Annotated in this window: 29 protein-coding genes and 1 pseudogene; 10 read left to right on the forward strand and 20 right to left on the reverse strand. The window is 52.4% G+C overall.

What is annotated here, in order from left to right; translation table 11 throughout:
- Positions 1 to 17: 17 nt before the first annotated feature.
- The 3 genes from BHC62_RS04465 to BHC62_RS04475 all read right to left on the reverse strand — a co-directional run bounded on the left by BHC62_RS04465 (position 18) and on the right by BHC62_RS04475 (position 1,604).
- The gene (locus BHC62_RS04465; RefSeq protein WP_070994360.1) at positions 18 to 314 is read right to left on the reverse strand and encodes a hypothetical protein; all 297 of its coding nucleotides are present in this window, start codon (positions 312 to 314) and stop codon (positions 18 to 20) included.
- A gap of 297 nt (positions 315 to 611) precedes the next feature.
- Positions 612 to 866, reverse strand: coding sequence for a hypothetical protein (locus BHC62_RS04470; RefSeq protein WP_070994332.1), 255 nt, complete (start codon positions 864 to 866; stop codon positions 612 to 614).
- A 426-nt stretch (positions 867 to 1,292) separates the two neighbouring features.
- The gene (locus BHC62_RS04475; protein ID WP_070994333.1) at positions 1,293 to 1,604 is read right to left on the reverse strand and encodes a hypothetical protein; all 312 of its coding nucleotides are present in this window, start codon (positions 1,602 to 1,604) and stop codon (positions 1,293 to 1,295) included.
- A 401-nt stretch (positions 1,605 to 2,005) separates the two neighbouring features.
- Here BHC62_RS04475 and BHC62_RS28820 point away from each other — a divergent pair, with 401 nt between their 5' ends.
- The gene (locus tag BHC62_RS28820) at positions 2,006 to 2,134 is read left to right on the forward strand and encodes a hypothetical protein (protein ID WP_256324232.1); all 129 of its coding nucleotides are present in this window, start codon (positions 2,006 to 2,008) and stop codon (positions 2,132 to 2,134) included.
- 199 nt (positions 2,135 to 2,333) lie between these two features.
- On the opposite strand, the gene BHC62_RS04480 is transcribed toward BHC62_RS28820, so the two are convergent.
- Complete coding sequence (locus BHC62_RS04480) at positions 2,334 to 3,434, reverse strand: hypothetical protein (RefSeq protein ID WP_256324233.1); 1,101 nt, start codon at positions 3,432 to 3,434, stop codon at positions 2,334 to 2,336.
- Positions 3,435 to 3,652: 218 nt separating this feature from the next.
- A complete protein-coding gene (locus BHC62_RS04485) occupies positions 3,653 to 4,021 on the reverse strand; it encodes a hypothetical protein (RefSeq protein WP_038443869.1) in 369 nt (122 codons plus the stop codon).
- A 231-nt stretch (positions 4,022 to 4,252) separates the two neighbouring features.
- Between BHC62_RS04485 and BHC62_RS04490 the strand changes: the two genes are divergently transcribed.
- Positions 4,253 to 5,695, forward strand: coding sequence for an ATPase domain-containing protein (locus BHC62_RS04490; protein ID WP_169873800.1), 1,443 nt, complete (start codon positions 4,253 to 4,255; stop codon positions 5,693 to 5,695).
- 23 nt (positions 5,696 to 5,718) lie between these two features.
- Positions 5,719 to 6,081, forward strand: a complete 363-nt coding sequence (locus tag BHC62_RS04495) for a response regulator (protein ID WP_053123225.1) — start codon at positions 5,719 to 5,721, stop codon at positions 6,079 to 6,081.
- A gap of 204 nt (positions 6,082 to 6,285) precedes the next feature.
- On the opposite strand, the gene BHC62_RS04500 is transcribed toward BHC62_RS04495, so the two are convergent.
- A complete protein-coding gene (locus BHC62_RS04500; protein ID WP_070994336.1) occupies positions 6,286 to 6,618 on the reverse strand; it encodes a hypothetical protein in 333 nt (110 codons plus the stop codon).
- Between the two features lie 463 nt (positions 6,619 to 7,081).
- Here BHC62_RS04500 and BHC62_RS04510 point away from each other — a divergent pair, with 463 nt between their 5' ends.
- Positions 7,082 to 7,549: a 3'-5' exoribonuclease gene (locus BHC62_RS04510; protein WP_070994338.1), complete on the forward strand. Its 468-nt coding sequence runs from the start codon at positions 7,082 to 7,084 to the stop codon at positions 7,547 to 7,549.
- A gap of 233 nt (positions 7,550 to 7,782) precedes the next feature.
- Here BHC62_RS04510 and BHC62_RS04515 read toward each other — a convergent pair whose 3' ends face one another.
- The 5 genes and pseudogenes from BHC62_RS04515 to BHC62_RS04535 all read right to left on the reverse strand — a co-directional run bounded on the left by BHC62_RS04515 (position 7,783) and on the right by BHC62_RS04535 (position 11,129).
- Positions 7,783 to 9,015, reverse strand: coding sequence for an RES family NAD+ phosphorylase (locus BHC62_RS04515; protein WP_070994339.1), 1,233 nt, complete (start codon positions 9,013 to 9,015; stop codon positions 7,783 to 7,785).
- A 76-nt stretch (positions 9,016 to 9,091) separates the two neighbouring features.
- A pseudogene (locus BHC62_RS04520) lies at positions 9,092 to 9,667 on the reverse strand (DeoR/GlpR family DNA-binding transcription regulator).
- A 161-nt stretch (positions 9,668 to 9,828) separates the two neighbouring features.
- On the reverse strand, positions 9,829 to 10,218 hold the full coding sequence (locus BHC62_RS04525) for a hypothetical protein (protein WP_070994340.1): 390 nt from the start codon (positions 10,216 to 10,218) through the stop codon (positions 9,829 to 9,831).
- 2 nt (positions 10,219 to 10,220) lie between these two features.
- On the reverse strand, positions 10,221 to 10,691 hold the full coding sequence (locus BHC62_RS04530) for a hypothetical protein (protein WP_070994341.1): 471 nt from the start codon (positions 10,689 to 10,691) through the stop codon (positions 10,221 to 10,223).
- 42 nt (positions 10,692 to 10,733) lie between these two features.
- Complete coding sequence (locus tag BHC62_RS04535; RefSeq protein WP_070994342.1) at positions 10,734 to 11,129, reverse strand: hypothetical protein; 396 nt, start codon at positions 11,127 to 11,129, stop codon at positions 10,734 to 10,736.
- A gap of 157 nt (positions 11,130 to 11,286) precedes the next feature.
- On the opposite strand from BHC62_RS04535, the gene BHC62_RS29245 reads away from it, so the two are divergent.
- Entirely contained in the window at positions 11,287 to 11,742 is a 456-nt protein-coding gene (locus BHC62_RS29245) for a helix-turn-helix domain-containing protein (RefSeq protein WP_057723456.1), read from the forward strand.
- A gap of 6 nt (positions 11,743 to 11,748) precedes the next feature.
- On the opposite strand, the gene BHC62_RS04545 is transcribed toward BHC62_RS29245, so the two are convergent.
- Together BHC62_RS04545 and BHC62_RS04550 are read right to left on the reverse strand one after the other, a co-directional pair.
- The gene (locus BHC62_RS04545; protein WP_070994343.1) at positions 11,749 to 12,474 is read right to left on the reverse strand and encodes a hypothetical protein; all 726 of its coding nucleotides are present in this window, start codon (positions 12,472 to 12,474) and stop codon (positions 11,749 to 11,751) included.
- A gap of 12 nt (positions 12,475 to 12,486) precedes the next feature.
- Positions 12,487 to 13,185, reverse strand: a complete 699-nt coding sequence (locus tag BHC62_RS04550; protein ID WP_057723454.1) for a GIY-YIG nuclease family protein — start codon at positions 13,183 to 13,185, stop codon at positions 12,487 to 12,489.
- 252 nt (positions 13,186 to 13,437) lie between these two features.
- Here BHC62_RS04550 and BHC62_RS04555 point away from each other — a divergent pair, with 252 nt between their 5' ends.
- Positions 13,438 to 14,064 (forward strand): hypothetical protein, encoded by a 627-nt coding sequence (locus BHC62_RS04555; RefSeq protein ID WP_225936818.1) that lies wholly within the window; start codon positions 13,438 to 13,440, stop codon positions 14,062 to 14,064.
- Positions 14,065 to 14,158: 94 nt separating this feature from the next.
- On the opposite strand, the gene BHC62_RS04560 is transcribed toward BHC62_RS04555, so the two are convergent.
- The 3 genes from BHC62_RS04560 to BHC62_RS04570 all read right to left on the reverse strand — a co-directional run bounded on the left by BHC62_RS04560 (position 14,159) and on the right by BHC62_RS04570 (position 17,489).
- Positions 14,159 to 15,193, reverse strand: coding sequence for an AAA family ATPase (locus tag BHC62_RS04560; protein ID WP_070994344.1), 1,035 nt, complete (start codon positions 15,191 to 15,193; stop codon positions 14,159 to 14,161).
- Complete coding sequence (locus BHC62_RS04565; RefSeq protein WP_070994345.1) at positions 15,178 to 16,740, reverse strand: ATP-dependent endonuclease; 1,563 nt, start codon at positions 16,738 to 16,740, stop codon at positions 15,178 to 15,180. Before BHC62_RS04565 ends, BHC62_RS04560 begins: the two co-directional genes overlap by 16 nt.
- Before the next feature lie 320 nt (positions 16,741 to 17,060).
- Positions 17,061 to 17,489 (reverse strand): hypothetical protein, encoded by a 429-nt coding sequence (locus tag BHC62_RS04570; RefSeq protein WP_070994346.1) that lies wholly within the window; start codon positions 17,487 to 17,489, stop codon positions 17,061 to 17,063.
- Between the two features lie 341 nt (positions 17,490 to 17,830).
- Between BHC62_RS04570 and BHC62_RS04575 the strand changes: the two genes are divergently transcribed.
- Positions 17,831 to 18,631, forward strand: coding sequence for a hypothetical protein (locus BHC62_RS04575; protein WP_070994347.1), 801 nt, complete (start codon positions 17,831 to 17,833; stop codon positions 18,629 to 18,631).
- A gap of 91 nt (positions 18,632 to 18,722) precedes the next feature.
- Here the strand turns inward: BHC62_RS04575 and BHC62_RS04580 are convergent, their stop codons facing one another.
- Together BHC62_RS04580 and BHC62_RS04585 are read right to left on the reverse strand one after the other, a co-directional pair.
- On the reverse strand, positions 18,723 to 19,220 hold the full coding sequence (locus tag BHC62_RS04580) for a hypothetical protein (RefSeq protein ID WP_070994348.1): 498 nt from the start codon (positions 19,218 to 19,220) through the stop codon (positions 18,723 to 18,725).
- Positions 19,217 to 19,426 (reverse strand): hypothetical protein, encoded by a 210-nt coding sequence (locus tag BHC62_RS04585; RefSeq protein ID WP_070994349.1) that lies wholly within the window; start codon positions 19,424 to 19,426, stop codon positions 19,217 to 19,219. The genes BHC62_RS04580 and BHC62_RS04585 overlap by 4 nt, the downstream gene beginning before the upstream one ends.
- A 186-nt stretch (positions 19,427 to 19,612) precedes the next feature.
- Here BHC62_RS04585 and BHC62_RS04590 point away from each other — a divergent pair, with 186 nt between their 5' ends.
- Positions 19,613 to 19,861, forward strand: a complete 249-nt coding sequence (locus tag BHC62_RS04590; protein ID WP_057009840.1) for a CsbD family protein — start codon at positions 19,613 to 19,615, stop codon at positions 19,859 to 19,861.
- Positions 19,862 to 20,071: 210 nt separating this feature from the next.
- Here the strand turns inward: BHC62_RS04590 and BHC62_RS04595 are convergent, their stop codons facing one another.
- The gene (locus BHC62_RS04595) at positions 20,072 to 20,752 is read right to left on the reverse strand and encodes a competence protein CoiA (RefSeq protein WP_070994350.1); all 681 of its coding nucleotides are present in this window, start codon (positions 20,750 to 20,752) and stop codon (positions 20,072 to 20,074) included.
- 170 nt (positions 20,753 to 20,922) lie between these two features.
- On the reverse strand, positions 20,923 to 21,432 hold the full coding sequence (locus BHC62_RS28835; RefSeq protein ID WP_256324234.1) for a hypothetical protein: 510 nt from the start codon (positions 21,430 to 21,432) through the stop codon (positions 20,923 to 20,925).
- Positions 21,433 to 21,704: 272 nt separating this feature from the next.
- Between BHC62_RS28835 and BHC62_RS28535 the strand changes: the two genes are divergently transcribed.
- Positions 21,705 to 22,106 (forward strand): hypothetical protein, encoded by a 402-nt coding sequence (locus tag BHC62_RS28535; protein ID WP_070994363.1) that lies wholly within the window; start codon positions 21,705 to 21,707, stop codon positions 22,104 to 22,106.
- Between the two features lie 84 nt (positions 22,107 to 22,190).
- Positions 22,191 to 22,655: an exonuclease domain-containing protein gene (locus tag BHC62_RS04610; protein ID WP_070994351.1), complete on the forward strand. Its 465-nt coding sequence runs from the start codon at positions 22,191 to 22,193 to the stop codon at positions 22,653 to 22,655.
- Positions 22,656 to 22,804 lie beyond the last annotated feature (149 nt).

Genomic DNA, 22,804 nt, shown 5'->3' on the forward strand with positions numbered 1-22,804 from the left:
ATGGAAACCTAGAGCACCTAAGTCGTCCCTGCGCCCCAAGCCCAATCACCACCCACTACAACGAATACCTCAGATGTTAAAAAACGCGCTCGGAAGGCAGCTTGTACCGCGTTACGGACATCGTCCCGTACAGCCGTCACGCTGGTGCCGTTAAAGAATCCCATCGTGGAGGTGGTGGGAATGACCACATGCCTCCCTTCGTCTGCCTTGACCACCTTCGCTAGGCCGATCCTTTGAAGATCCGCATACGCATTTTCATAGTCCTTGGAAGACGCGTTTTTCAGATCAAAAGTGCAATAAACCAAATAGCTCATCATCCAAACTCCTAGAAACCTCACGACCAATGAATTGGGGGCCAGCCCAATTATGCGACTGGCTCCCTACCAGAGACCTAGCCTCTATCTATTGGGTGTGACACACCGAGGAACACGTCCGGCAACCGTTCGATTGCCGGTAGGTGTTGCGAGCTTGGCGAACAGCGGTCGCACAGGTGGTGTAATAGCCAAGATCAAGGCGATTGTGGAGTGCCGGCAAATAGATGCACGTACTGGTATGCACCTCGTGGTCACCGTTGGCCTGTGCGTTGCGGTTGACGAAATACTGAGGCATTTTTACTCGCCCCGTTCTTTGTTCGATTGGGCGAGTACCGAGGCCGCGAGGGTCTTGGTGGTGGCGTTGTATTTATTGCTGTCGAGGACGTGGCTTGCTTTGGTCTCCATATCGGCACCAGTTTGTTTACCACTGGAGGCCTGGGCCATAGCCGACCCCGCCAATTCTTTCTGAATCGCGGAGGAGCTGTCGCTACGCAAGACTTTGGAGGCCAAGCTGGCCACGGGAGTCGAAGTTTGTTTGGTATTTTTAGGCACGGTTAAGTGCTCCTGTATCTACATAAAAATTGAATAGGCAGGAGCAATCCTTGAGCGGAAACCGGTTCGGATAGTTGACATCCCGAGTCGGATTTTTCTCTAATGCGCGTCCCACCAATGCACGCGTTGGCTCAGGGGTAGGCGGGTATGTGTGCTCGGCGACCAAACTTCGCACGCATACTCGCTGTCTTTACTGAAACCTCAGCTCGCTCGCAAAACACTACATATGGGTATCATTCAGCGGCGTACATACAAGATAGAGTGGTGGAATTCACTTTGCAAGATTACAAGTCTGTGGATAACTTGTGTGTAAAAGTCGATTTGGATCCATTCTCATGCTGGATAGATGCCCAGGCCTTCTAGGTCGGGGGCTAAGGGCCATTACAGCAGAAACAACTTGAAACACTCTCCTTCTTCACCGGCGTTTTACCCTTTAAAACGGCGGTATTCCGCACTTGAAGTTGACGATTCTATGGCGTCATTTCTTTGTTTCATTAAGTCTGTCACCTTTGGTTTCCAGACCACTTTTTGCAGTCGACCCAACGCCTTGATCCGGCACCAGTTGGTTGTAGTAGTCGTACTCTGTGCAGAGCATTCGCTGAGCGTATAGTTGATGACCACATCTTTGCGAATCAGGACGGCGAGCATTATCTCAATGCCAGTAGTCATCACCTTCATGGTGGCCACACAGCGAATCTGCTCGATTGGTGCAGCATAAGAACCACCAGCTATCTTCATCGCTGATCTACATTCGTCGTGCAGCCGACGCGTCGCCCAGGCGTGCCTGGCAGTTACAGTGGCTGCCCTGAGAACTACTTCCCCCAAGGGCCGGAAACTTCATCCTAAATACCCATCACTTGTCAGCCACCACAGTCTGCAAAAGCGAGAGCACGCCTTCGGAAAATTCTCCAATTTGCCGCAAGTTCATCAGCAACAACTCTGCTGTGGTGTACTTAAAACCTAGGTCGGAACAGACTGTTGGGCGTTACTATTGTGGATGTCTGGACTGGTTAGATGGCCTCGCTGAGAGACACAAATTCCCTCGCCAGTTCCCTATTGGTGATTGGTGCTGAGGTTGATACTGGCCTCACCCGCACTGCTCCCGCTTGCGGGCTAATCTACCAACGAGGACACAGATCATGAGCAGTAAATCAGACAACGACAATCGCTCGAATCAATTGAATGAGAACAATGACGCGTATTGGCAGTCTCGTGATTACGACGAGCGCCCTGAAGATTGGGAAGATCGCTCGGGCGAGGAGAACTGATATGGCAAGTCGTCGTAAAGCTCCAGAGGACGCACGATCCGACCAAAAGAACTCCAATCCTGGCTCGCCTGGAACAAACCCAATCTGGGATAAGGCTCAAGGTAATCGAGGCAAGCAGTTAAATCCAAACCAGCGTAGTGGTAAGACTTAACAGTATGCACTCCATGTTGTTTGAGGCTGCCGCTTGGCGGCCTCGACTTCATGGTGGGGTCATAGGTTTTCCGAGCGCGTCGCGTGCGAAGCGATACTCCCATCTGTAGGCATCCATGATTCCAATGATGTGCTCAGCATCCATTCCAACGTCCACCAATCCCTGACGAATGAGGGAGAGAGTTTCGCCAATGCGTAGAATCGCTGCCTGAGTCCATGTGTAGCCCTCATTGCCCTCGAAAGGCTCGTCGCTCAACCTAGCTTTTTCAATCGTTACCGCATGAGCAAGGCTTTTCAAGGTTTCAAACTGGGGGCGTCCCTTTTTGCGTTGCTCCCAGTTTCTCAACAGTCTGATCCGGGAGCTTGCTTCTGTGTTTCGATCAGGGTCGTGCAGAGCCCAAAGATTTCCAAGGAAGGTAATCGCCCTCTGTTTTTGTTCCCACCCTGCTTGTTTCGCTAGGTGTTCAAGTGCGCAGGTTGTTGAATTGTTCCACTCGCCAGATATGGGTTCAATGGCGGGCAGTATGCTGTTCAATGGCGTGACTTCTTCCATTCCGTCTCGAACCGTCATCTCCCAAATGTCCACGACTGTATCCGCCACCATCCAGGCAAGCATACGCATCAAAACCGCGACCCTATCTGCAATGATCACGTGCTGTGTGATCTCGTCATTGGCTATTTCTTCATCCCTGAGTTCATCCAAGCGAGCGTGCAGAGATGCTCGTACGGTGGGACAGCCAACACGCTCAACTATGGGGGATTTGGCGTAAGCTTGAAACTGTGCCGTTACGCTTCTATCAATATGCATGTCCACCGCGTTAAGTAATTCAGCGTCACGGACAATACTGATCCAAAAGTCGCAGGGTACTTGATTGATAAATAACCGGGACGTGAGCAGTGCGCGCCACTCATGTGCAGGCTGCCAGCTGTAGTCTTTCCTGCCCTCATCAATGAGGTTTCGCAGCACTTCCTGGTGCGGTGCATCCCTAAAAAGACGCAGTAGAGTTCCACGAGATGGCAGGTGGTGCGGTTCGCTGATGAGTTTTGCTATTGTCTTGTCGCTCGGTACAAAAGGTTTTTGCTGGCGGGCATTACTCAAGACTTCTCTCAGGGAGGTATCAAGTAAATGCAAAACGGCTTCTACGGGCATCAACAAAGCGTTGCTATTGATTACTCGAATTGTTCTTTGCTCGCTATCCAATGCTTGGATAAAGTCACAAAGTGTTTCGACAGATACGAGGAGGGGGGGCTTTCCATGGCATACACTCGAGCAAGATCATAGCGTCGTACGATATGAGCATTGCATTTAGCAATGCTCCATCAACAACTGATTGAGCGCGGTAGGTCGCCCAATCTAAGGTTGCATTCTCAGTTCGTGGCGGTAGTTGTGCCGGGCGCAGGGCCTTCGCTGAACGTGTAGTTGATGACCACATCATTGCGGATCAAGACGTCGAGAGTTTTCTGAGTGCCTGTAGTCGTCACCTTCATGGTGACCACGTAGCTTTGAGCATGGGCTGAGCCATTGGTGTAGGTGTAGATCCACTTTTCGTCAGTCTCGCTGACTGCGCTCTTGGCGTAGGGCTCGCCAAACAGGGACTTCAACTCAGTAGTCGTCGTTTTGCCTTTGGTGATGCTCGCTACACTGGCCGACGGAAAGTCTCGTCCTGCGGTGTAGTGGGACGTAGCGCAACCGCCTAGTGCGACACAGATCCCCATTACTGCGATGAGCTTTTTCATATCCTTCCTTGATCGTAGAAAGCTCCAAATCTAGCTGGCATCGAGGCTAAAAGCCATCATCAAGGTGATCAGCTACTTTCACGCAGTCGCAGATAACGCCTTGTACATGTAGCAACGGGACAAGCAACTTCCATAGCTAGCTATGATCTAGCCCCAATGGCTCTAGAACGAAAATGGCGTTAGCATTCCGCCCACTCGGCTTAAACAGCCTGTTTTTCAGATCAGGGTCGCATTGTGGAAAAGCTAAAACGCCTCGAAAGTGGAATCGAAGGGCTCGACGCTCTGCTCAAGGGCGGGCTGGTAGCAGGCTCTTCATACATAATCCAAGGGCGCCCAGGGTCTGGAAAAACGATCCTAGCGAACCAGCTTGGGTTCCATCATGCGAGCAATGGAGGCCGGGTTCTTGTCGCCACGCTACTGGCCGAATCGCACGACCGTCTCTTTCAGTTCCTTTCTACTCTAAGCTTTTTCGACTCTTCCAAGGTAGGCGCCGAAATTCAGTTTGTCAGCGCGTTTGACACTCTGGAAAACGACGGTTTGGATGAAGTAGTGAAACTGCTTCGGCGTGAGATAAGCCGTCAGAAAGCCACAGTGATGGTGGTAGACGGTTTGCTCAATGCGCGTTCAAAAGCCGATTCGCACATCGACACCAAGAAATTCATTTCTGAACTGCAAGGGCATGCCGCTTTTGCTGGTTGCACGGTGCTGTTTCTTACCAGCTCCCGCCTCGACGACGGCAGTCCTGAGCACACCATGGTTGATGGCGTGATTGAGATGGGTGAAGAGCTATATGGCACTCGCTCAGTGCGTCGAATTCAGCTGCGCAAAACTCGCGGCAGCGGAGCCATGACCGGTCTTCACGAGTGTGAAATTACCGACAAGGGCTTGGTAGTTTACCCGCGACTCGAAAGTCTCTACAGCCACCCGTCTTCTCCCGATAGCGCCGATATGACGCGCATCGCGAGTGGCATTGAATCACTGGACGACATATTAGGCGGAGGTCTGCACAGCTCCAGTGTATCTCTTGTCATAGGCCCATCTGGGATCGGAAAGACTACTCTGGGCCTTAAGTTCCTGGCCGAGTCGACTGTGGAAGCGCCGGGCCTTCATTTTGGTTTCTACGAAAGCCCACAACGGCTGCGGCTCAAAGGCCAATCACTGGGTATCGATATCAAAGGCATGGAAGATAGCGGCGCGTTGAGCATTGCCTGGCAGCCCACCACAGAGGGGCTTCTGGATGGGCTGGGCGCTCGGCTGTTGAGTATCGTTGAAGAAAAAGGCATCAAACGTCTGTTCATCGATAGCCTGAGCGGCATGACGCGAGTCACGACAAATCCAGCGCGGATTACTGACTTCTTCAGTGCTCTGATGAACGAGCTGCGATCTAGGGGCGTTACGGTATTTGCATCCTGGGAAATGCGCGATCTGTTCGGTTCAGAGGTAAGCGCGCCGAACTCTGACCTGTCCAGCATCGTCGACAACCTGATGCTGATGCGATTCTATGAGAATCACTCTGAACTAAGCAGGACGCTTTCCATTCTTAAAGTGAGAGACAGCTCCTACGATCCTTCGCGATTTGAGGTCGTGATCCGTGATCAAGACGTTTTCCTGAAAAAGGCTTCAAGGCATGAACCTTCAGTCCCCACTGAGACATCGCCCGGTTCAAAATCTTAAGCCTTTGTGCGGGTTGAATTAAAATGACCACCATCTTGGTCGTCGACGACGAGTATTTGATCGCTGACATTCTCAGTTTCGCACTGGAGGATGAGGGGTTCATGGTGGTGACGGCCAGCAACGGTCAGAAAGGGCTTGAGGTGCTCGATAGAGAGCGGCCAGCCTTGATCATTACTGACTTTATGATGCCGGTGATGGACGGCCTAGAATTCGCTACAGCCGTCCGAGCGCTTCCCTCCGCCCAGCATTTGCCGATCATCTTGATGAGCGGTGCTCAAGCCCATATCGGCATGGAAAGATCGGATCTGTTTGATGCAGTTTTGGCAAAGCCATTCAACATCGACTTGATCATTGCCGAAGTTAAAAAACTACTAGCCTCTGATTAGTAAGTGCCCCACGTGCATATCCAGAGCAACCTCAGTCCGGGCTCCCCTCTAGCCCGGCGGCAGCTTAGCGACTGGGATGAGCGCAATATCTCATCTGCAACATAAGCGGCGTGACTATGATGGTGCGACCGTCAAACGATTTAGATACGCGCAGCGTTGAAGCCACTTATAAGAGCCTTGGAGGGAGAGCGAACCTGGGCGTGGCTACATCGACTTTACCGAGACGACGTCCACATACTTGTACTTCTTCCTAGCGGCTTTCACGGCCTCTTGCTCAGCAAGCAACGAGCTCAACGTATCAGCCTCGTGAATCAACTCGTGCATTTTTCCCTCAAATTCGTTTCCAACCCTGAGAGTGACCTTCAGCCTAGGCGTAAAACCTTTTGCCGCTTTCTTCTTCACTTGGGGAGCTGCTGGCTTTGTAGGCAATACTTCTGGCACATGCTCCTGTACTTGAGGAGCAGAAACATGCTCTTCGGGCTGAGGCGTACCGAATAGAGCGCGACGCATTTCTTCTTCAGTTAATTCAGAGTTCATAGAACATCTCAAAGGGACGCATTTCGCTGGGAAAGTTCTAATAGGATTGTTGCTGACCTGTGTTCGGGGAGCCTACGGGGACGTCAAATCCCCAATTCGATTTCAATACAAGAGCCTCGCAAGGCTCGCGAAAGCTGTGCCTTTGGCAGCAGTGTAATGAGCCCATCAACTAAGTTGCTAGCGTGACGTGCGTACAGCGTGACTGTGCCTGCATCAGGCGTTCGACCTGGCACGATGGCACCTACCCGCTGCTGGGCAATTTTCAGTATGCTCAAGACGTCCTGACTCACCTGATTGATGGACAGGTGCTCTACCAACGGTCTGGGCGGAGGCGCGGCGCGGCTCAACATTTCGATGACCGCTTGGAGGAGTCCGTCTGAGCCAAGATGCTCGAGGGCCATTTCCCATAGCTGACCTTCCTGCGCCATATCCAGGCGAGCCCTAGCCATTGCGGAGTTCTAACATGAGGCTCTTTCTTGATTGCGAGTTTACCCGGCTATCAGCAGCAGCGAAGCTGATATCACTCGCATTAGTGGCTGAGGATGGGCGCGAATTCTACGTCGAATTGCTCGATACTTGGCAAGAAGAAGACTGCAGTGATTTCGTAAAGAAAATCGTGCTTCCGCAGCTGTGGGGTGGGAGCTACGCATTGCCCATTGTTGAAGCCAGGATGTCGCTGCTCAGGTTTCTGACGTCGTTCAAAAAGGAGGTCGAGATCGTCACCGATGCTCCCCAGTACGACTGGGAGCTTTTTTGCGAGCTGGTCTATGACGGCGGGCGATGGCCCAGAATCGTTTGTAATTTCCCTACTGACGCAACGACACTTACTCCGACTAGCGAGGGCGAGGAGCTGCCCCATCATGCTTTGCTCGACGCCAGGATTATCGCTGGCATGTTTGCCTCAGTGCGACGAGGTAATGGGGTTTCCTGATCATAGATCATCAACAATACCAAGCCTGCAGCTGTGATCGGCATCCCCACACTCATGACCGTTCGTCATGGTATGCACCCACCATAGCGGTCTATTCAGAACGCACCTTAGAGTAAATGGCCTCGGCACGGAAAATTTGACGGCTATGCCGCCTTTGGGTGCCTATCTTAACGGCTCGCGGCTCAGACCAACACACCCCCGCTAGCGCTTCAGGAAGCGCTAGCGGTACCGTGTTAGGGCAGCGCTTCGGTCTGATAGGTCACACCCTTCACCAAGTGAACTGAAACGTTCTCCGGCGATGTACCCAGACTGAACTCTGGCATCTGATCAGGATGGCGTATTTGAGCGGATGTGGTCTTGTCGAACAGTACGTAGTTGATTCCGCCATCACTGCGCTGGACAGAACGAAAAGCGATTCCATCAAATCCATGGGCTGAGTAGCGAATGCATTCAGCGAGCGCTTGGGTCATTACATAATCCGTATCGCTTGCTCTAACAGGCCGTGCGATCAAATCATGCAGATAGCCCAGGAGCAGCCTTCTGTCGGCTCTATTACTGAAGCTTGGACTGAACAGGCTGAGAGGGGAATGCTCAAGAGTCCTGAGTGCCGTGAAGTCGAAGAACTTAAGGTTTTCTGTGGATACAAATTCTGCAACGACGACCTGATCTCCAATTGACGGTCGCACCTCGGCAATACAGGTCTGAGAGTCTCCCGCGACGTACATCAATGGAATTCCCGCTGCACTCATCCGATTGTTAGCAGCACGCTCTCTCGGCGGCGCACCTAATTCCTTTTCCGGATCACCCTGAAAGCGTATGACCTCACTCAAGTTCTGCGCGACACGGGCACGATAGAACAAGGAGCCTGCTGGAACCATTTTGACCGCTGACGGCAGCTCGCTAAGCTCATCCTTTCTCGATCCCATTGCTTCGCGGATCAGCGAGTTGAAAAACACTTTGGCTTTATCGTTGAAGAATCGCTGACCGTGGGTCAGCTCATAAGAAACTGCGTGCCAATCGCCTTCGGCCCACCATCGTTCGTGCTCTTCAGAGTCAAATTTGCTCGGTGCCAGGCTGTACTCTTGCCCTGGGGAGTAGAATTCATCCTCGTCGACTTCGTGATCAACCAGCAGCTCAGCTATCGCGGAGCACACAGCATCAGACTCGCATCTGATCGCCTTACCTACGATTGTTGGCAGGCTCATTTCGTAGCCTGGATGGAGCCCATAGTCGACGATAAAGTATTCCTGGAGGCGGCCTCGAATTATTGAGGCAATTTCGACCGGCGTCTGCGCCTCTTCGACAACCTTCCCGCAACCGCTGCATGTGCGAGGTTTCATAAGTCCTGTGGCGAGGTTCCTGATCCAATCATCTTGTACGCACGAAGTGCATACGAACATGGAGTTCTCATTTTCCATGCCGAGCCAGATCTCACTCAGAATCGTATCGGTACTGCTGGGAGCCATTGTTCCTGCCTCTCAAAGGGAGCGAATGATTAGCTCAGGTGGCAGAGTTGAGCCGTTGCCGTAATCATTTCCAGTTTCAGCGAGATGTCCATTCAATTCGAGTAGCTGCCGGGACTTCATGCACCTCAACCTGTGCCTCAGCCAGCGGCTTCACAACCTCCCCTACGAGCTTTCTATCGATGATCAATCGATCAATCCGCTCGAGAGCGAAAACCTGAAACAAAGCGCGCTTGCCCATCTTCGAAGAGTCCGCGATGACTGTAAGGTATCGCGTGCGAGCGATCATTGCCCTGGTGATCGCTTGCTCTTCTATTCAGAAGTCGAAAGCGCCGTCCGCACTCAACGCACCGATGGTCACAACAGCGTGCTCGGCGTTGAAACGAGCAATCTGCTCCATTGCCAAAGCCCCCGTGTTCTGAGCCGACTCAGGACGGTATTCTCCTCCGATCATGGATACCCGGTTGCCACTTGCCCCCATGCTCTCGGTAATCATGAGGGAGTTCGTAATCACCGTTATCCAGCTGAACTTGGCCAGCTCCCGAGCAAAAAATAGAGTCGTAGTACCGGTATCAATGAGGATGCTGTCCACTAAGGGGTAGAGACCTGCCGCGTAACGGGCCATCATCCGTTTTTCGGCAGAGAACTCGTTCATCCGGGTCTGGAGCGCGTTTTCATGTTCGCCACGAGGCGGCAGGATGGCCGCAGGCGTGAGAATGCAAGCCCGTTAGGGCCAAGACCCGCAACAGTGGGGCTTGGTTCACGACAGCCGGCCCTCGAAGAGGGCACGCCCGACCAACAACAATTATCATGACTCTACTGGAGGCGATCAGGCGTTGGCATATACCTATCACCCGCAATACGCATGAACTCACGCAGGCTACGGCGCCCGACGTCCCGCCTGAACGTCGCAATGACGTACTTCGAGTTGACCGTATTGATCACCCAAAACCTACCTTCCTTCGTAACGGACTGAATGTCCGATGTCCGAATCAGCCTACCATCTGCAAATCGTTGGTACGGCCCAGGGCAAATGTGACTGAACACCACGCCAACGGCACTGCACGCATGAATATGGACATTCACCAAGTAGGCCGTGATCAGCCCGTCGTAGTCTTGATTCACTGCTTTGGCTATGCGAAGGAGGTCTAAGTCCGAGTAGCGCTTTTCGTGTAAATCGACTGCAACAGTATTGATGTCTTCCATGGCTACACAGCCTCCGACGCTGAGGCTACGTCAGTGGTCTCAGAACGGCGCCGATATAGCACCCTGACCCCAACCAAGGCATCGACATCCAGGTCGCGTTGATGGGTATTGACGTACACATCACCACTCTCGACCTGCAAAACACAGATTGGCACTTCTGCCCGGTTGAACCCCATGGAAAGTGATTTCAGCTTTTCCATCTTCCAGCCTGACCCGTTGTTCATCCATGCCGGGGTAACGACCTGGACATCTTGAATGACCATGCTCTCGTCTTGGGAGACCAGCAGCTCTACCAAGCGAGGCTCATCGTTCAGCATCTCTTCATAAGCTACGAATCGCCCCTCATGCCGGCGCTTGAGGCTCACGTGATACCAATGGGTAACCAAGGATCGCGACATGGCGTGAAAGTGAGCGAGACCGTCCCCGAACATTCCCACCGGGCCGGCCTGGTCTTGCATGCTAATCCTGAACATCGTGTATCTCGTGTTGAGCAGGCCCGCGAAGTGGGCCTGCGATTAACATAAGCCAAATATTGTCTTCAGCGAGGCAGTCATCTCGCGCCCTTTTCCCACGAGCACGTACACCGTGTTTCGCGTCTCGAACAGGCAAACACCGTCGAACGATTTACACAGGGTCGAGCGCACCCAGCCCCCTGGTGGAAACCGGCCATGACCGTCATGGATGACGCAATGGGCATACATGAACATCGGCTCCAGACCAGTAGCTCTTACTTTCGCGAGCGACTCTGGGGACTCGTCGACGTGGAAGATGACCCAGTCCTCGACGGTGCAAAAAGGCTTACGACCGAAGCGCCCCGCGACCAATACTTCCACTTCTGCATGAGACAGCGATGTGCCAGCAGAGGAGGTTTCCCCTTCCCGCAGCAGCTCGTGCTCAGAAGAATTAGTCATAAATTGATGATCCTCTTGGCGACAAAGAAAATAGGGCTCTGCGCACGTACAGATCGCAAAGGTGGCGCGCCTGTAGTTCCATCGCAATGACTATATACATTTGTGTGGAACTCATCAAACGGGGCATACCGTCTCCTTTTGGGGAGAGGTGCGCTGGATGTCTTTGCGGAAGGCATATGCGGCAACGCTACAGTGGCTGAGGGTTCGACATGGGTTGTCGCAAGCAGACCTCCAGCATCAGACTGACCAAGCACACATAAGCCGCTTGGAAGCATCGACGACATCGGCAACCGTCGATCTCAGTGCCGACTTAGCTAAAGCGCTAGGCCTAATGCCACTCTCCTTTCTCACACTGGTGGCCGCAGCCGATGAAGGTAAGACCGCGCGCTCAGTTCTGAATGACACAATGAAAGAACTCATGCAGCTTGGTGTTCTTGATGAGCAGCTACCTGCCGAACCCCAAACGCTCACTACACCCCAGAGAATCGCTGCCGCAGAAAGACTCAAAGCGGTGCGCGATCTTAAGGCGGCAGGTCTTTCTCAAGCGGAGGTTTGCCGGCAATTAGAACTGCCCAAGAGCACAGTTAACCGGCTGTGGTACGTCGGCGGTTGACCGTGCTCAGGTCTCAAACTCAAGAATATCAGCGGCTTGCCTTGCAACGAGAACGACGTTCCGATCAATAGGTTCTGATCCCTGATCGGGTCGCTCAAGATATGGAGACTCAGGAATCCCCTGTCGGTAATGCTTTAGGACGTACATCGCCCGCTTTCGCTTGCCACGAAGGGAAATGAATCCTTGATCCTTGGAAACCGTCTCCGCGACCCTTTTCATCTCACCGTTCAGTCTTGCCTGGTCTAGAGATGACGCCATTTCCTCAGCCTCATCCGCAGCCTGCTCAAATCTGTCGAGTGCCTCTGTGAAGTCCTGGTAGTCACCTACCTCACAGGCCATCGCGACTAATAACGCCCCGCTGGTAAAGAAACACTGAAGGTGAGAGTAATCAGGACAGGATTTTCGAACCCTAGCCATGACTTCCGCTTCCGTGGACAAAAACTCCTGTCGGAGCTTATCCGCCTCAGCCTGGACGTCTGTGATTTCGGAAACCAGATCGGCGAGTTGTTCCTCCAAAAGGCTATGCTCGCGATAAATGAATACCACAGCAGGCTTGAGGCTCTCGCACGCTTTGATGAAGGCTTCGCGATTTAGCATGGCGACTGCAGAAGAGCCTGTAGAGACAGAAGTACATTCAGTGACCTGGGTCGGTATCGTGACCAAAGCCGTCATCAACATTTCAAGGCAAGTCTCTATCGACTCCTCGACTCGCAAATAGCTATTCACTTCCATTTGAGTTCCTATTCACAGCCCTGCCACCGGCACAGACTTACCAAAAGTTTTGATCTGCTCAAGATCGGAGGCGTCGAGATCGAACCACTCACCCTCAAGGCGCTTTGCTTGATAAGTGATGTGGAAGCTTCGCTCTGCATGACTGTAATCATCAAACCAGGCGTAATGTTCAAGGCTTATGGGAAAGGGGAGCTTGACCTCAAAGAGCCGAGTGCGAGCTTTCAGGTGAATTGTTTTGCCGATCTTGAAACCCAGCTTAGATCGAATGACATAGACGTATCCACCTGTCGGCGAATTCGAGGGACGACTCACACCTTTCACGGGCGGTGGTGGTGCAGGGATGTCGAATCCAGCGATGTCTGGAAAATATTCGGCATGTAGATCTGGAAGACCGTACCGGTTGACCACGTCAGGAGCAAAAGCAAACCAGTGTTTGGCTTGCACCCAGTAACGTCTTCCATTCGAGCTGGGCCGAAGCGTGACATCAGCCTCGCGCCATAGAATCTTTGCACGGCCTGACTCTCGATCAACCGTCATGACGATGCCAAATGCCCTCACATTACCAACCTGGGCTCTCGCGTCCCAACCGGCCAGCACAATGCAGTCCTTGGGACGCACCTGCAGAATCAGGCCGGCCAAATCGGAATCAACTTGCACGTCGTGCTTCACGGGCATAACAAGTTTCTGGGGATCAAACCGATAAAATTTCATACAAGCTTCCTTGCAATGACTACTGGGCTGCCGCGATAACGTACTCTCTGAGGCTCATTAGGCGTCGAAACTGTGCTCAGCATAGATCAGAGCCATTTTTCGATGTCTCCGCAAAAAGGACACCGTGACCTCAACCTGAGATCACGCTTTCTCGCACAGTAGCCCGAGCCAGAAAACCACTTACTGGTTGCCGTTAGTCCACCTAGATTCGTAAAGTTCTACACCATGGACTGGCCAACGTGAGGAGACGATATGGATGAGGAATCGCTACCGATGCTCGACCCGGAGCTTGAGGCCATCCAGTGGCCGGCTGACTTCTCCGGCCAGCAGCTGTTTATCCAGGGTGAGGATTGGCAGTACAACGCGATGCTGAACTGGTCTCACTTTCGTGCCGACCTCTATGCTTTTGCATACAAAGATGCCGCCGACGGTCTTGTAGAGGCGATGGCGAATCGTCAGGTGCCATTGGACAGCGGCATTTATCCTTTGCTTTTTCTGTACCGCCATTCCTTGGAGTTGCAGTTCAAGCTGATGCTAAAGAGTGCTCGCGCTCTGACAGGCAAAGAGCCCAAGAACTACGATAAGCATCCGTTGATGCCTCTGTGGTCGGAGTTGCGGCATCTGCTCAAGGACTTGGGGCTAGAGCGTTCTGACGTCAACGCTACTGCTGTTCACGAATTCATTCGCCAGTTGGACAACGTCGACCCAGACTCGATGGCGTTTCGGTATGCGACGACCAACAGTGGTAAAGACCATCTCCCAGACGTTACGCATATCAACATCCGGCACTTGCGCGAGGTGCTCAACAGCGTCTTCGTTTGGCTAAACGGCACATACAGCTGGATTGGGGAGATGGAGCAGGGCCAGTCTTTCGACTGATCACGCTAGGTGTCATGCCCAGCGGTTCCCCTTCATACTGAGCATACTTTCTGGACAAGGTCTTACGCCAGACATCACCACCCATGGCTACGACCTAGTCCGTTTTAAATGGTTTGAAAAGTTTTTCGGGCGCTAGGTACAGCCTTCCGCGAGTCCGTGAGAACGCAACATAAAGCTTGTTTTTTGTCTGTGGGGGGAGCGCGGCGAGCGAGGACGTCTGATAGATCTTCCAGTGAGTAGTACCCAGCACAACGCACACATCGTTGTAGTGATCCAAACCCTTACTGGCGCCCCAGTTGTTAGACAGGCACCCGTACTTGTAATGCTCCTGATAGAACAGCTTCACCACGTTGCCATCGGCGTGTACGGCGTTAGCATCCACTTGATTGGCCAGAGGAATGATTTCGGTTTCGTAGGTATGCTGTGACTGCATATCAATCTGCAGATGTGTTCGAATAAAATCACATACGGTGACGCCACACCTCCAGCTTCGGCTCAGTGTTTCCTTGTCGACAGTCACACCCGCCTTTTGAAAAAGCTTTTCGTATTTCCCAATGTCGGCGTGTAGCGAGCTGTTCACGTTTCCATCACGACTGGTGTCGAACGTATGCTGGTAGAAGTCACCTACAAATAGCATTTCAACCTTGGCTTTCGCTAATGCCATTAGCAGGTTGAAATCATGACCTGCTAGGTCTTGAACTTCGTCGACATAAAACTCATCGTAAAAGCGCTCCATTCGCGCCATCACGTCAGGAATTGCATTAACGGTCTCTAGGAGCTTTGCGAGGCGATTGTGGTAAACGCTGCCGCTTGTAGTGGCGTAATACGCCATATTGTCCCGTTTGAGCTTTAACGTACGGGCGTGCGGAGCTCGAAAGCTGATTCCCCGCGTCTGCATATGCACTTGCAGCAGAGGGCGATAGCAGAAGCTATAAAGGAACGTGAAATAACTCAGCAGGTTGATGTTTTTTGGGACATGGCCAAACCGTTTGATGATGCTATCGCGCAAATGGCGATAGTTGTTCTCCGTGTAGGTGATTATCAGTGCGCGCTTTTCTAGGCTCAGACGCTTCACTAGCAGGGTGGTCTTCCCTGACCCTGCGACGGCGAACATCACTCGTTTATCCATTGGATTGCCTCCGCGATGTAGGCAGGAACGGTGAGCTCGCCTGGCTTTCCCTTGAGCAGTTCAAACGCGGCTTCTGCCTTGTTTGCCAGCATGTATTCCAAGGGGGAGAGGGTTTTTCGTCCTGGGCCGAAGACGGTCTTGCAGGTTTCCTCGTTGTCGTTGTGCAACCCTATTTCGAAGGTTGAACGGTCATTGTCTTTGTCGGCAAAGACTTTGGCATTATCCGAAGCGAAGTCGACGTAGTTTTCTACGCAGTTTTTCTGATAATCCTTGTCATTGTCTCGTATGGCTGCGACTCGAATTCCGAGCAGGTTAGCGAGCTCCATGTACCTTTTGAAGCTGGTGCCCCCAATAGAGATTATGTGAACGTCATCGACATGCGGTAAACGCCCATTTGTACATTGCTTATAGAACTCTTCCACCAGGATAAATTCAGCATCACCTTCAACCAATATCACCTTCTTCGAGAGCGCGAACTCCAGGACGTTGTTGTCCGGGGCCTTCATGAAGAATTCTGCGGTGTCAGGTGATAGGGCTTTAAGTGAGCCAGCAGCTGCATTCGGGCCGATCAAAAGGGCATGCCGAAGATCAAGCCTTGAGCAGATATGGCTGCTGTGGGTTGCAATGAAAAGCTGGGTGCTCTCGTTCTCCGCTAGCTTGGCGACAAGTGCTTTCATGGAGGAATGGCTGAGGTGGTTCTCAGGCTCCTCCAAGAGCATTACATCCAAGCCGCCTTGCTTGTGCTTGCTAAGCGCAAATTCAGTCTTGATGAAGCACTGCCTTCCTTTGCCGTGGTTCTCAAGCGGAATATTGTCTTCCGTGATGATTAGGTCAGTTTCCAGGTTCGACCGGACGCTACTCCGTACGTCAAACTGATACGCGGGTAGGTCAGCGTTGAGCGCTGCGAGATGTTGTCCTGTAAAAGCCTGCTTGCCTTGGCGGTACAGGTTTTCAAGTTTATAGCGGTCTTCAACGGGGGCGTTGAAAGCGTAAACGGCTCGGGTGTATTCACGAGACGCGTGATCGCCATCAATACGTGAACCGTCTAGCATCATGTGCTTAATGGGGCGGTTGAATGCTGCGTAGGGCCTGCCGGCGAACGTTTCAAACCGCACCGCATAATATTCGAATGGGAAGTTCGGTTGATCATCAGCCAAGATGGCTTGCACCGCTTCGCCATACTCGGCCATCACCGCAAGGATCATGCGCACGCCGTCAGTCTGGCGCTGGTGGGAGTTGTTGGTTCCATACAGGCCTTCGTCGTCACCTTCCTCTAGGAAAACGTCGACTATCAGCTCAGGTAGTTTCTCCAGGCTTTTCTCCCCAGCAAGGAAAGTGTCAACCGAATCCTTGTTGAGCAGAGCTTCTGCACCCAGAGCTTCAATGCGGTTGCGACTCCCGCCGAGCGCGAGGTCTAGGGCAAGCAAAATACTGCTTTTTCCTGCCTCGTTGTTGCCGATCAACACATTCTTCCCAGCTTCGAAATCGAGCGTGAGAGATTTGAATTTCTTGAAATTCTGAATTACCACTTTCCTTATGGTGTGCATGTCTAGCCCTGAGCTGAGAAAGTCAAAATGAGAGAAAACTGCCTAACTTATAGGGTCAGGTTCGTCACGGCTCCACAAAACAGAACCGGACTATTTGCAACAAACCTATAGCCACCAGATGGCCTCGTATAGCAGTTTCTCTTGCCCGTAGATACAGCTGGGACGGATGGCGACGTTTGAGACTGTCGCCTGCTTCCAACGACCCAGAGCCTTACTGCGAAGCTGTGGAGGAGAGTGATTTTGGAGGTCTAGTCAGGAAGGGCGTCCTGCGTATCAGTTGTGATGACTAATCACCTCTGCCTCTTTTAACCGACGTGGGGCTAAAGAGAGTCCTTGTAGTCCTCAAGCTCTTGGAGGAAGTGATCCGCAAGATCGTCGTCTGAGGCTGAACCACTGTGTTTAAGAATGGTGCTCGCGTTTTTGATCGGGTATGGGCCAGGCTTGCTTATTGTTGTTGGGATCGAAGTGGTTGTCACAGCGAATTCGCGTACGAGGTCGCTCTCAATGGCAGCGGGCGTGGCACTCGATGTGGCGACGGAAAAGATATGGATGTTATGACGACTCAGGAAAGCCGCAGCCCTGTTCAACGATATGAACAGGCGCACGTGCTGACGCTGGGCGTGCAGTATGTGAGTGACACCACTGTGATAGACCTTCATGACAAATCCATCAGATTGCTCGACTAGCTGAACCCTGGCACCAGGGATGGCCAGATGAAAAGGCAGCTGCAACGCCGTAACTGGGATCATTCGTTCACCCTCCGGAAAAATGAGTTAATCATTTTTAATATTTTGAACATCAGAATGTCAATTCTGATTGAAATAGTTAGATATCAGATGAACTGATGGATTTGAGCGTATAAGCCCAATAAACCAATAAAAATAGGCATTCGCTCAGTTGAGTAGTCAATCCGCCTATATCTAGATACGCTGTTTGAAAGATCGTACTTTCGAACCACTAATTCTCGAAGGAGTGGTTTCCAGATGAACGACATGATCTTGATGATTCAGCAGGCACTGACGGCAGACCCGCTGAACCTTGCCTTGTGCATTGCCCTTGTACTTAGCTTCGCTTTATTGAGGAGGTCGAAATGAAGATGAGCTGGGCCAAGATGCCAAATCGCTGGGCAATGGCCGGGGGGTTACGAGAGTTCAAGCACAGGGACGCTCGAAATATGGTTAGCGCGCTGCATACGAATGCTTCGATTGCTTCGCTCAAAACCTACATAGCTATTTGCACCCGCGCAGACTTTCGTTCAGGTCTCGTGAAGACCACTTATGAAGAACTTGGAATTTTGCTGGGGCATTCCCGGCTGGTGATCGCCAGGTCTTTGCGAATTCTTCTGGCCAATGGGCTCATCCGGAGCGACAGCTCAAAGGCTCGTGACGGCTCGCTGCTTTACGTCTGCCGTTGGCTTGAGGATGAAGGCTACGCAAAGATTCCGAAGAGCTGGCTCTACCGCGTAAGAGGAAAAGAGGGTGATGCTCCTGCGGTTAGCAGAAAACACCTTTTCAAGCTCCGAGCTTTCAAGCTCAACAGCTTGCTGTCCCTAATGGCACTGAAAATCTACATCCTGCTTCTCGCTCTTCGGAACAAAGATCGTCGTTCTGAAGCAGATTTAACAGGGCGCGATGGGCTTACAATCGTCAGCTACGACAGGATTATGGATCTGACAGGTGTGCCTCGGTCGGCCATCAGCCCGGCCATTACTCTTTTGTTGGAGATGAATCTCATATCCTTCCGCTCAGGCAGCTTCACCGTCTCGGACGATCAGGACTTTGACCGGACTAATCGCTATTTGATCAAGGGGCTGGGGTTGCGCTGGGTGCCACTGACAGAACCTCTATCGAATAGCCAACTAACTGTAAGTCCTGCAAGTCAGGGCGGGTGATTGTCCTTGCCACACCCCCTCCTTCACTCACCATCGGCAACCGGAAATCAGCTTGAAGCAATGCGTAAGAGGGCTGCTGGCGATGCCTGGTTTACCTGCAAATAGAACGGCTCGTTTGCGAGTTCAACCAGATTTCAGCTTTCTCCGATTTTGCACGATTGCAGATCTTCGGCATCCCATTAGTAATAAGGTCTACCAACCGTTTTTTATCATTTGACGCCGGAAACCACTCGTCAATTTCAACGCTGCAATGTTTCGTTTCGCTGAGTGCCCATTTCGCAATCATGTCGGCTACGGCTCGGTAGTGATCAGCCATAAAGAGTTTTCGCCCCCCTTCCGACCAACCACGCTGAAACAGTTGGTCAGTTACGTCAGTTACGCCCGCATCGCCAAAAAAGTCGGTGGTATCTGGATAATGAATGCCCGCCAACGATACCTTGACGACCCCAGCCTCCCGGTCGAAATACGACAGAAAATGCCACCCGCCCGTCGTGCTTTCAGGATGTGGAAAATTGATCGCAGCTTTGCCGGTAATGTAGTGCTCACGTGACACACGCTTGAGATCAAAATCAAATAGTGGCTGCCTCATGGGAGCTTGCTGAGACGCGCGAAGCCTTGTTTTATGTGGCCCGCGTTCTCGCCAATTGTGTAGAGCGCGCCACGAACGTTGGCGCCGACTTCGGCATGTCCCTGGGCTTCCACCTGGAGGGTCAGTTCCATGAGCGCAGCTTCGAGAGCGAGTTGGTTTTGGTACATCCTTTCCAAAACATCTGACAGCGAGTATTCACCGGGCATCTACATGGACTCCTTTATTACGACGCAGCATAGCTCAGAGATGAGTCAGCAAGTGTCTTACGGGTAGCTCCCGGTGCTCAGCAACTTTGAACTAATCATGACGACCACGCCCCTAATCCTGTGCAGATAGCCGCTAGCTCAGGTCAACCCTGAGCATCCTATTTACACACAAAGGTTTGGTGAATCATGAAGAGCGAACAGGTAGAAGGCGTTGTAGAAAAGGTTGCCGGCAAAGCGCAGAGCGCAGTCGGGAAACTGTTTGGTGATTCGAAGCTTGAAGCCGAAGGTGCGGGACGCCAGGCTGCCGGTCAGTTGACCCAAACCTATGGCGATGCACTGGATAGTGTGTCTACGTTCGTCAAAGAGAAGCCGGTTGCTGCACTTGCAATTGGTGCAGTAGCCCTGCTGGTACTAGACCGTCTCCTGCGCCGCTGAAGGTGGGAGGAAAAGCCTTGAGTTGCTTCTCCCGAAATCGTCTCTCGTACTCTCCAGGGCTATCTCTGAAGGGTGCGAGGGCTATAGGGATACCCTGGAGAGCACTTTATGAGCGTCCCGTCCCTCAGTAGTCTCGAAGTGTTTGATTTGCAAGCAGGCACAGCAATGAGCCCGAAGGACAGAGATGCCGGCTAGACGCTTGGTCGGTTTTTATTGATCCGCCGTACCGGATTTATCAGAGGCCGGGCCTCCATTGAAGCTAAAATCGGTGGTGCCGTTGGTGATCCATTCGACCAGCTTTTCCTTGTGTGTGTAAGCCACCACTCCACGTTTTTGAGTCGGATCGAATCTTAAGACGCGCCATATACCAAAATCGGGGCCGAAGTCGATGAACACGGGTTTGGAAACCCACCAGCGAGCAAAAAGCTTGCTGCGGGAATGCCAGCTAAATGAAGCCAGTCCATTCTCCGACACTTTTGACAAACCCATTCTGAAGTTGTACCTGTCGAACTCAGTTCGCGTGCCATCGATCACCCAGATCATATTTTGATAGTAGTTTTGCCTCGCGATGACCTCTTCAGGATGTATTGTCGATCTCTGAAACTCAATAACCATCCCTGAAGGCGTTCGGACATCTGCTATATGTCGCTCCCCTGAGGACGCTTGCAACACAACTTCCTGCCACTCGGTTGGGAACATATTCTTCCAATCGCGATGCCATGCCGTTTCCGTTTCCCACCACGGATCGCAATTGTCCAAACGTTTATGAGCCCAATGCCAGACGACATGGTTCCCGCATTTAGCGACGGTCTGGGAACCACAAAAACTGCAAACACCACGTGCTTTTGGAGTGGCCTCTACACGAGCGCCTTCAAGCAATGAGTATTTCATTTTCTTCCTTGATGCTAAAAATGGGGGGGGGCGGCAGCTCTTAACTTCCTAGTCGGCAGTACCTTGTAACTCACAGGACGAAAGACAAATATCTGAGCACCGAAGTCGTCCTAGCAGCCTGGCAGGCCTGCGTAAATGTCTCAAGAGGCGGGTGGCGGAGGGTGCCCCACTTAAATCGCCTTCAGGAGACGCTCAAGCGTTTGATGCTCCCATGTGCTCAGCATAGCAATGGGATCTGTGCCAAAGCGATTTCCCGAGTCTAAAGACCAGCGCCGTCCGTCAGGGCTTATGCACTCTTCGCAGTAGCCCAGCTCATCGCGGTCGTTATGAATAGATATTCGCCAACCTTCGACATTAACTTTGAAGCGCTCCGCATAAATTTCTTCCCATCCCCTCTCGCAGGCTCTGACCATAATTAGGCGCCCAAGAGCTACCTCCCTCAGCACTTGGCTGACCTCTCGCGCTGAGAGTGGAGCCTCTTCGGCAGCGCCATCTAGCTGCGACGAACGAGCTGCCGCTCTGGCCTCTTTCAACAATTGCTCAGCGTACATAGCCGGATCATCATCTGGCAGCGGGTAGCCTGCAGCAGATAGAGCTTCGGCGCGCTCTTCAATGAGCAGACGCTCAGGATCGCGAACCGTTTGGTAGGCTCTGCCTGGTACGCGTCGAGTTGTGTCCATTCCCGGCTCCCCAGAAGGCTGATGAATAAGAGCGACTAAATTACTTTTAGAACGATAACAGAACGCTTCGAATAGCGATGCCGAGCTCCGAATCATGAGGGTAGGATGCGTTGCGATCTATGCTTCACATAGGCTCAGACACCAAGCAAGCGGAGCGCGCAGGCGTGAGGGATGCGAGCCCGCAGGGGCGAGACACGCCTTGGCGGGGCTCGATTCACAGCAGCCTGACGCCGCAGGCGGCACGCCATCAACGCCAACAAGAGGTAACTCAAATGCCCGACGATGAACTCCGCGAACTGGAGGCCAAGAGACGAAAGGCTTTGTGGATGCTTGCGCACATATCTCCAGGCGATTCGAAGGCGTTCGACGCCTTATCCATCCTTGATGACCTTGACCTTCAAGAACGGAAATACTCCCCTCATGCTGACAAGGCACTTGAGCTCAACCAGCTTCGGGATTGTGTCACCGTGCAGCATCACCACTCCGGAATCGACATCATTTTGGAGCAGACTATCCCCCAGCCCTGGAGGGAGCGCTTCAATCAGGCGAGTATCGGGTCGACCAGATTGTTAGATGGGCCTTACGCTGCGAACTGGTATAAATTTTTGGTTGAATGGGAGCGTGAGATGCAGCATCTGCAAGACCATCGACTTGCAAAGGCTGCTAACAGCTAGAACGGCTGGCTCAAGCGATGGCGGCGCAAACACAAGCAGTCGGTGTTGCCGCTGAAAATCGCAACCTCAAACAGGAGTAGCAAGGTGGGACGGCCTTCGTTTTTTGTTGATTTTGAAGCTTCTGGAATAGCTCCTGATAGCTATCCCATTGAGGTCGCCGTCGTGTCGAGTGAGACCTCGTTCAGTTCCTTGATAAGGCCAGCCCGTTACTGGACACACTGGTCGTTCGATGCGCAAGACATGCATGGCCTTACGCAGGATCATTTGCTTCAGGAAGGCGATTCCCCCCACACCGTGGCGGAACGAATGAATCAGCTGTTTTCAGGGCATGTGCTTTGCAGCGACTCACCTCAAGACGTGTTTTGGTTCGACGTCCTTTATGAGGCAGCAGATCAGATCCCGACCTTTGAGTTGAAGCCTTTGGAAGTTTTTGTCGGTCGGGAGGCGGCTAGTGACATTTATCGCCTACTGCCAACAACTAGGCACCACCGAGCTCTGCATGACGCTACCGCTTTGATGGAAGCCTGCCGCGCTTTTTTCAAAGATTGAACTACCGCTCCTCAACTTACGAAAGCACTGATTCCTGTGAGTTTTGGATGTAGCTCAGCTTGTCTGACCGCCCGATCCGAAGCTAGGTAATTACGCGGCTGGATAGGGCAAGCGGAGCGCGCAGACGTGTGGGATGGACGCCCGAAGGG

It is taken from the genome of Pseudomonas sp. 06C 126, assembly GCF_001855215.1.
Lineage (GTDB): Bacteria > Pseudomonadota > Gammaproteobacteria > Pseudomonadales > Pseudomonadaceae > Aquipseudomonas > Aquipseudomonas proteolytica.

Bases quoted from the DNA above. Each gene is read 5' to 3' on its own strand.
- BHC62_RS04465 (WP_070994360.1), bottom strand. From the start codon at position 314: ATGAGCTATTTGGTTTATTGCACTTTTGATCTGAAAAACGCGTCTTCC.
- BHC62_RS04475 (WP_070994333.1), bottom strand. From the start codon at position 1,604: ATGAAGATAGCTGGTGGTTCTTATGCTGCACCAATCGAGCAGATTCGC.
- BHC62_RS28820 (WP_256324232.1), top strand. From the start codon at position 2,006: ATGAGCAGTAAATCAGACAACGACAATCGCTCGAATCAATTGAATGAG.
- BHC62_RS04480 (WP_256324233.1), bottom strand. From the start codon at position 3,434: ATGCCCGTAGAAGCCGTTTTGCATTTACTTGATACCTCCCTGAGAGAA.
- BHC62_RS04485 (WP_038443869.1), bottom strand. From the start codon at position 4,021: ATGAAAAAGCTCATCGCAGTAATGGGGATCTGTGTCGCACTAGGCGGT.
- BHC62_RS04495 (WP_053123225.1), top strand. From the start codon at position 5,719: ATGACCACCATCTTGGTCGTCGACGACGAGTATTTGATCGCTGACATT.
- BHC62_RS04500 (WP_070994336.1), bottom strand. From the start codon at position 6,618: ATGAACTCTGAATTAACTGAAGAAGAAATGCGTCGCGCTCTATTCGGT.
- BHC62_RS04510 (WP_070994338.1), top strand. From the start codon at position 7,082: ATGAGGCTCTTTCTTGATTGCGAGTTTACCCGGCTATCAGCAGCAGCG.
- BHC62_RS04515 (WP_070994339.1), bottom strand. From the start codon at position 9,015: ATGGCTCCCAGCAGTACCGATACGATTCTGAGTGAGATCTGGCTCGGC.
- BHC62_RS04525 (WP_070994340.1), bottom strand. From the start codon at position 10,218: ATGGAAGACATCAATACTGTTGCAGTCGATTTACACGAAAAGCGCTAC.
- BHC62_RS04530 (WP_070994341.1), bottom strand. From the start codon at position 10,691: ATGTTCAGGATTAGCATGCAAGACCAGGCCGGCCCGGTGGGAATGTTC.
- BHC62_RS04535 (WP_070994342.1), bottom strand. From the start codon at position 11,129: ATGACTAATTCTTCTGAGCACGAGCTGCTGCGGGAAGGGGAAACCTCC.
- BHC62_RS29245 (WP_057723456.1), top strand. From the start codon at position 11,287: ATGTCTTTGCGGAAGGCATATGCGGCAACGCTACAGTGGCTGAGGGTT.
- BHC62_RS04545 (WP_070994343.1), bottom strand. From the start codon at position 12,474: ATGGAAGTGAATAGCTATTTGCGAGTCGAGGAGTCGATAGAGACTTGC.
- BHC62_RS04550 (WP_057723454.1), bottom strand. From the start codon at position 13,185: ATGAAATTTTATCGGTTTGATCCCCAGAAACTTGTTATGCCCGTGAAG.
- BHC62_RS04555 (WP_225936818.1), top strand. From the start codon at position 13,438: ATGGATGAGGAATCGCTACCGATGCTCGACCCGGAGCTTGAGGCCATC.
- BHC62_RS04560 (WP_070994344.1), bottom strand. From the start codon at position 15,193: ATGGATAAACGAGTGATGTTCGCCGTCGCAGGGTCAGGGAAGACCACC.
- BHC62_RS04565 (WP_070994345.1), bottom strand. From the start codon at position 16,740: ATGCACACCATAAGGAAAGTGGTAATTCAGAATTTCAAGAAATTCAAA.
- BHC62_RS04570 (WP_070994346.1), bottom strand. From the start codon at position 17,489: ATGATCCCAGTTACGGCGTTGCAGCTGCCTTTTCATCTGGCCATCCCT.
- BHC62_RS04575 (WP_070994347.1), top strand. From the start codon at position 17,831: ATGAAGATGAGCTGGGCCAAGATGCCAAATCGCTGGGCAATGGCCGGG.
- BHC62_RS04580 (WP_070994348.1), bottom strand. From the start codon at position 19,220: ATGAGGCAGCCACTATTTGATTTTGATCTCAAGCGTGTGTCACGTGAG.
- BHC62_RS04585 (WP_070994349.1), bottom strand. From the start codon at position 19,426: ATGCCCGGTGAATACTCGCTGTCAGATGTTTTGGAAAGGATGTACCAA.
- BHC62_RS04590 (WP_057009840.1), top strand. From the start codon at position 19,613: ATGAAGAGCGAACAGGTAGAAGGCGTTGTAGAAAAGGTTGCCGGCAAA.
- BHC62_RS04595 (WP_070994350.1), bottom strand. From the start codon at position 20,752: ATGAAATACTCATTGCTTGAAGGCGCTCGTGTAGAGGCCACTCCAAAA.
- BHC62_RS28835 (WP_256324234.1), bottom strand. From the start codon at position 21,432: ATGGACACAACTCGACGCGTACCAGGCAGAGCCTACCAAACGGTTCGC.
- BHC62_RS28535 (WP_070994363.1), top strand. From the start codon at position 21,705: ATGCCCGACGATGAACTCCGCGAACTGGAGGCCAAGAGACGAAAGGCT.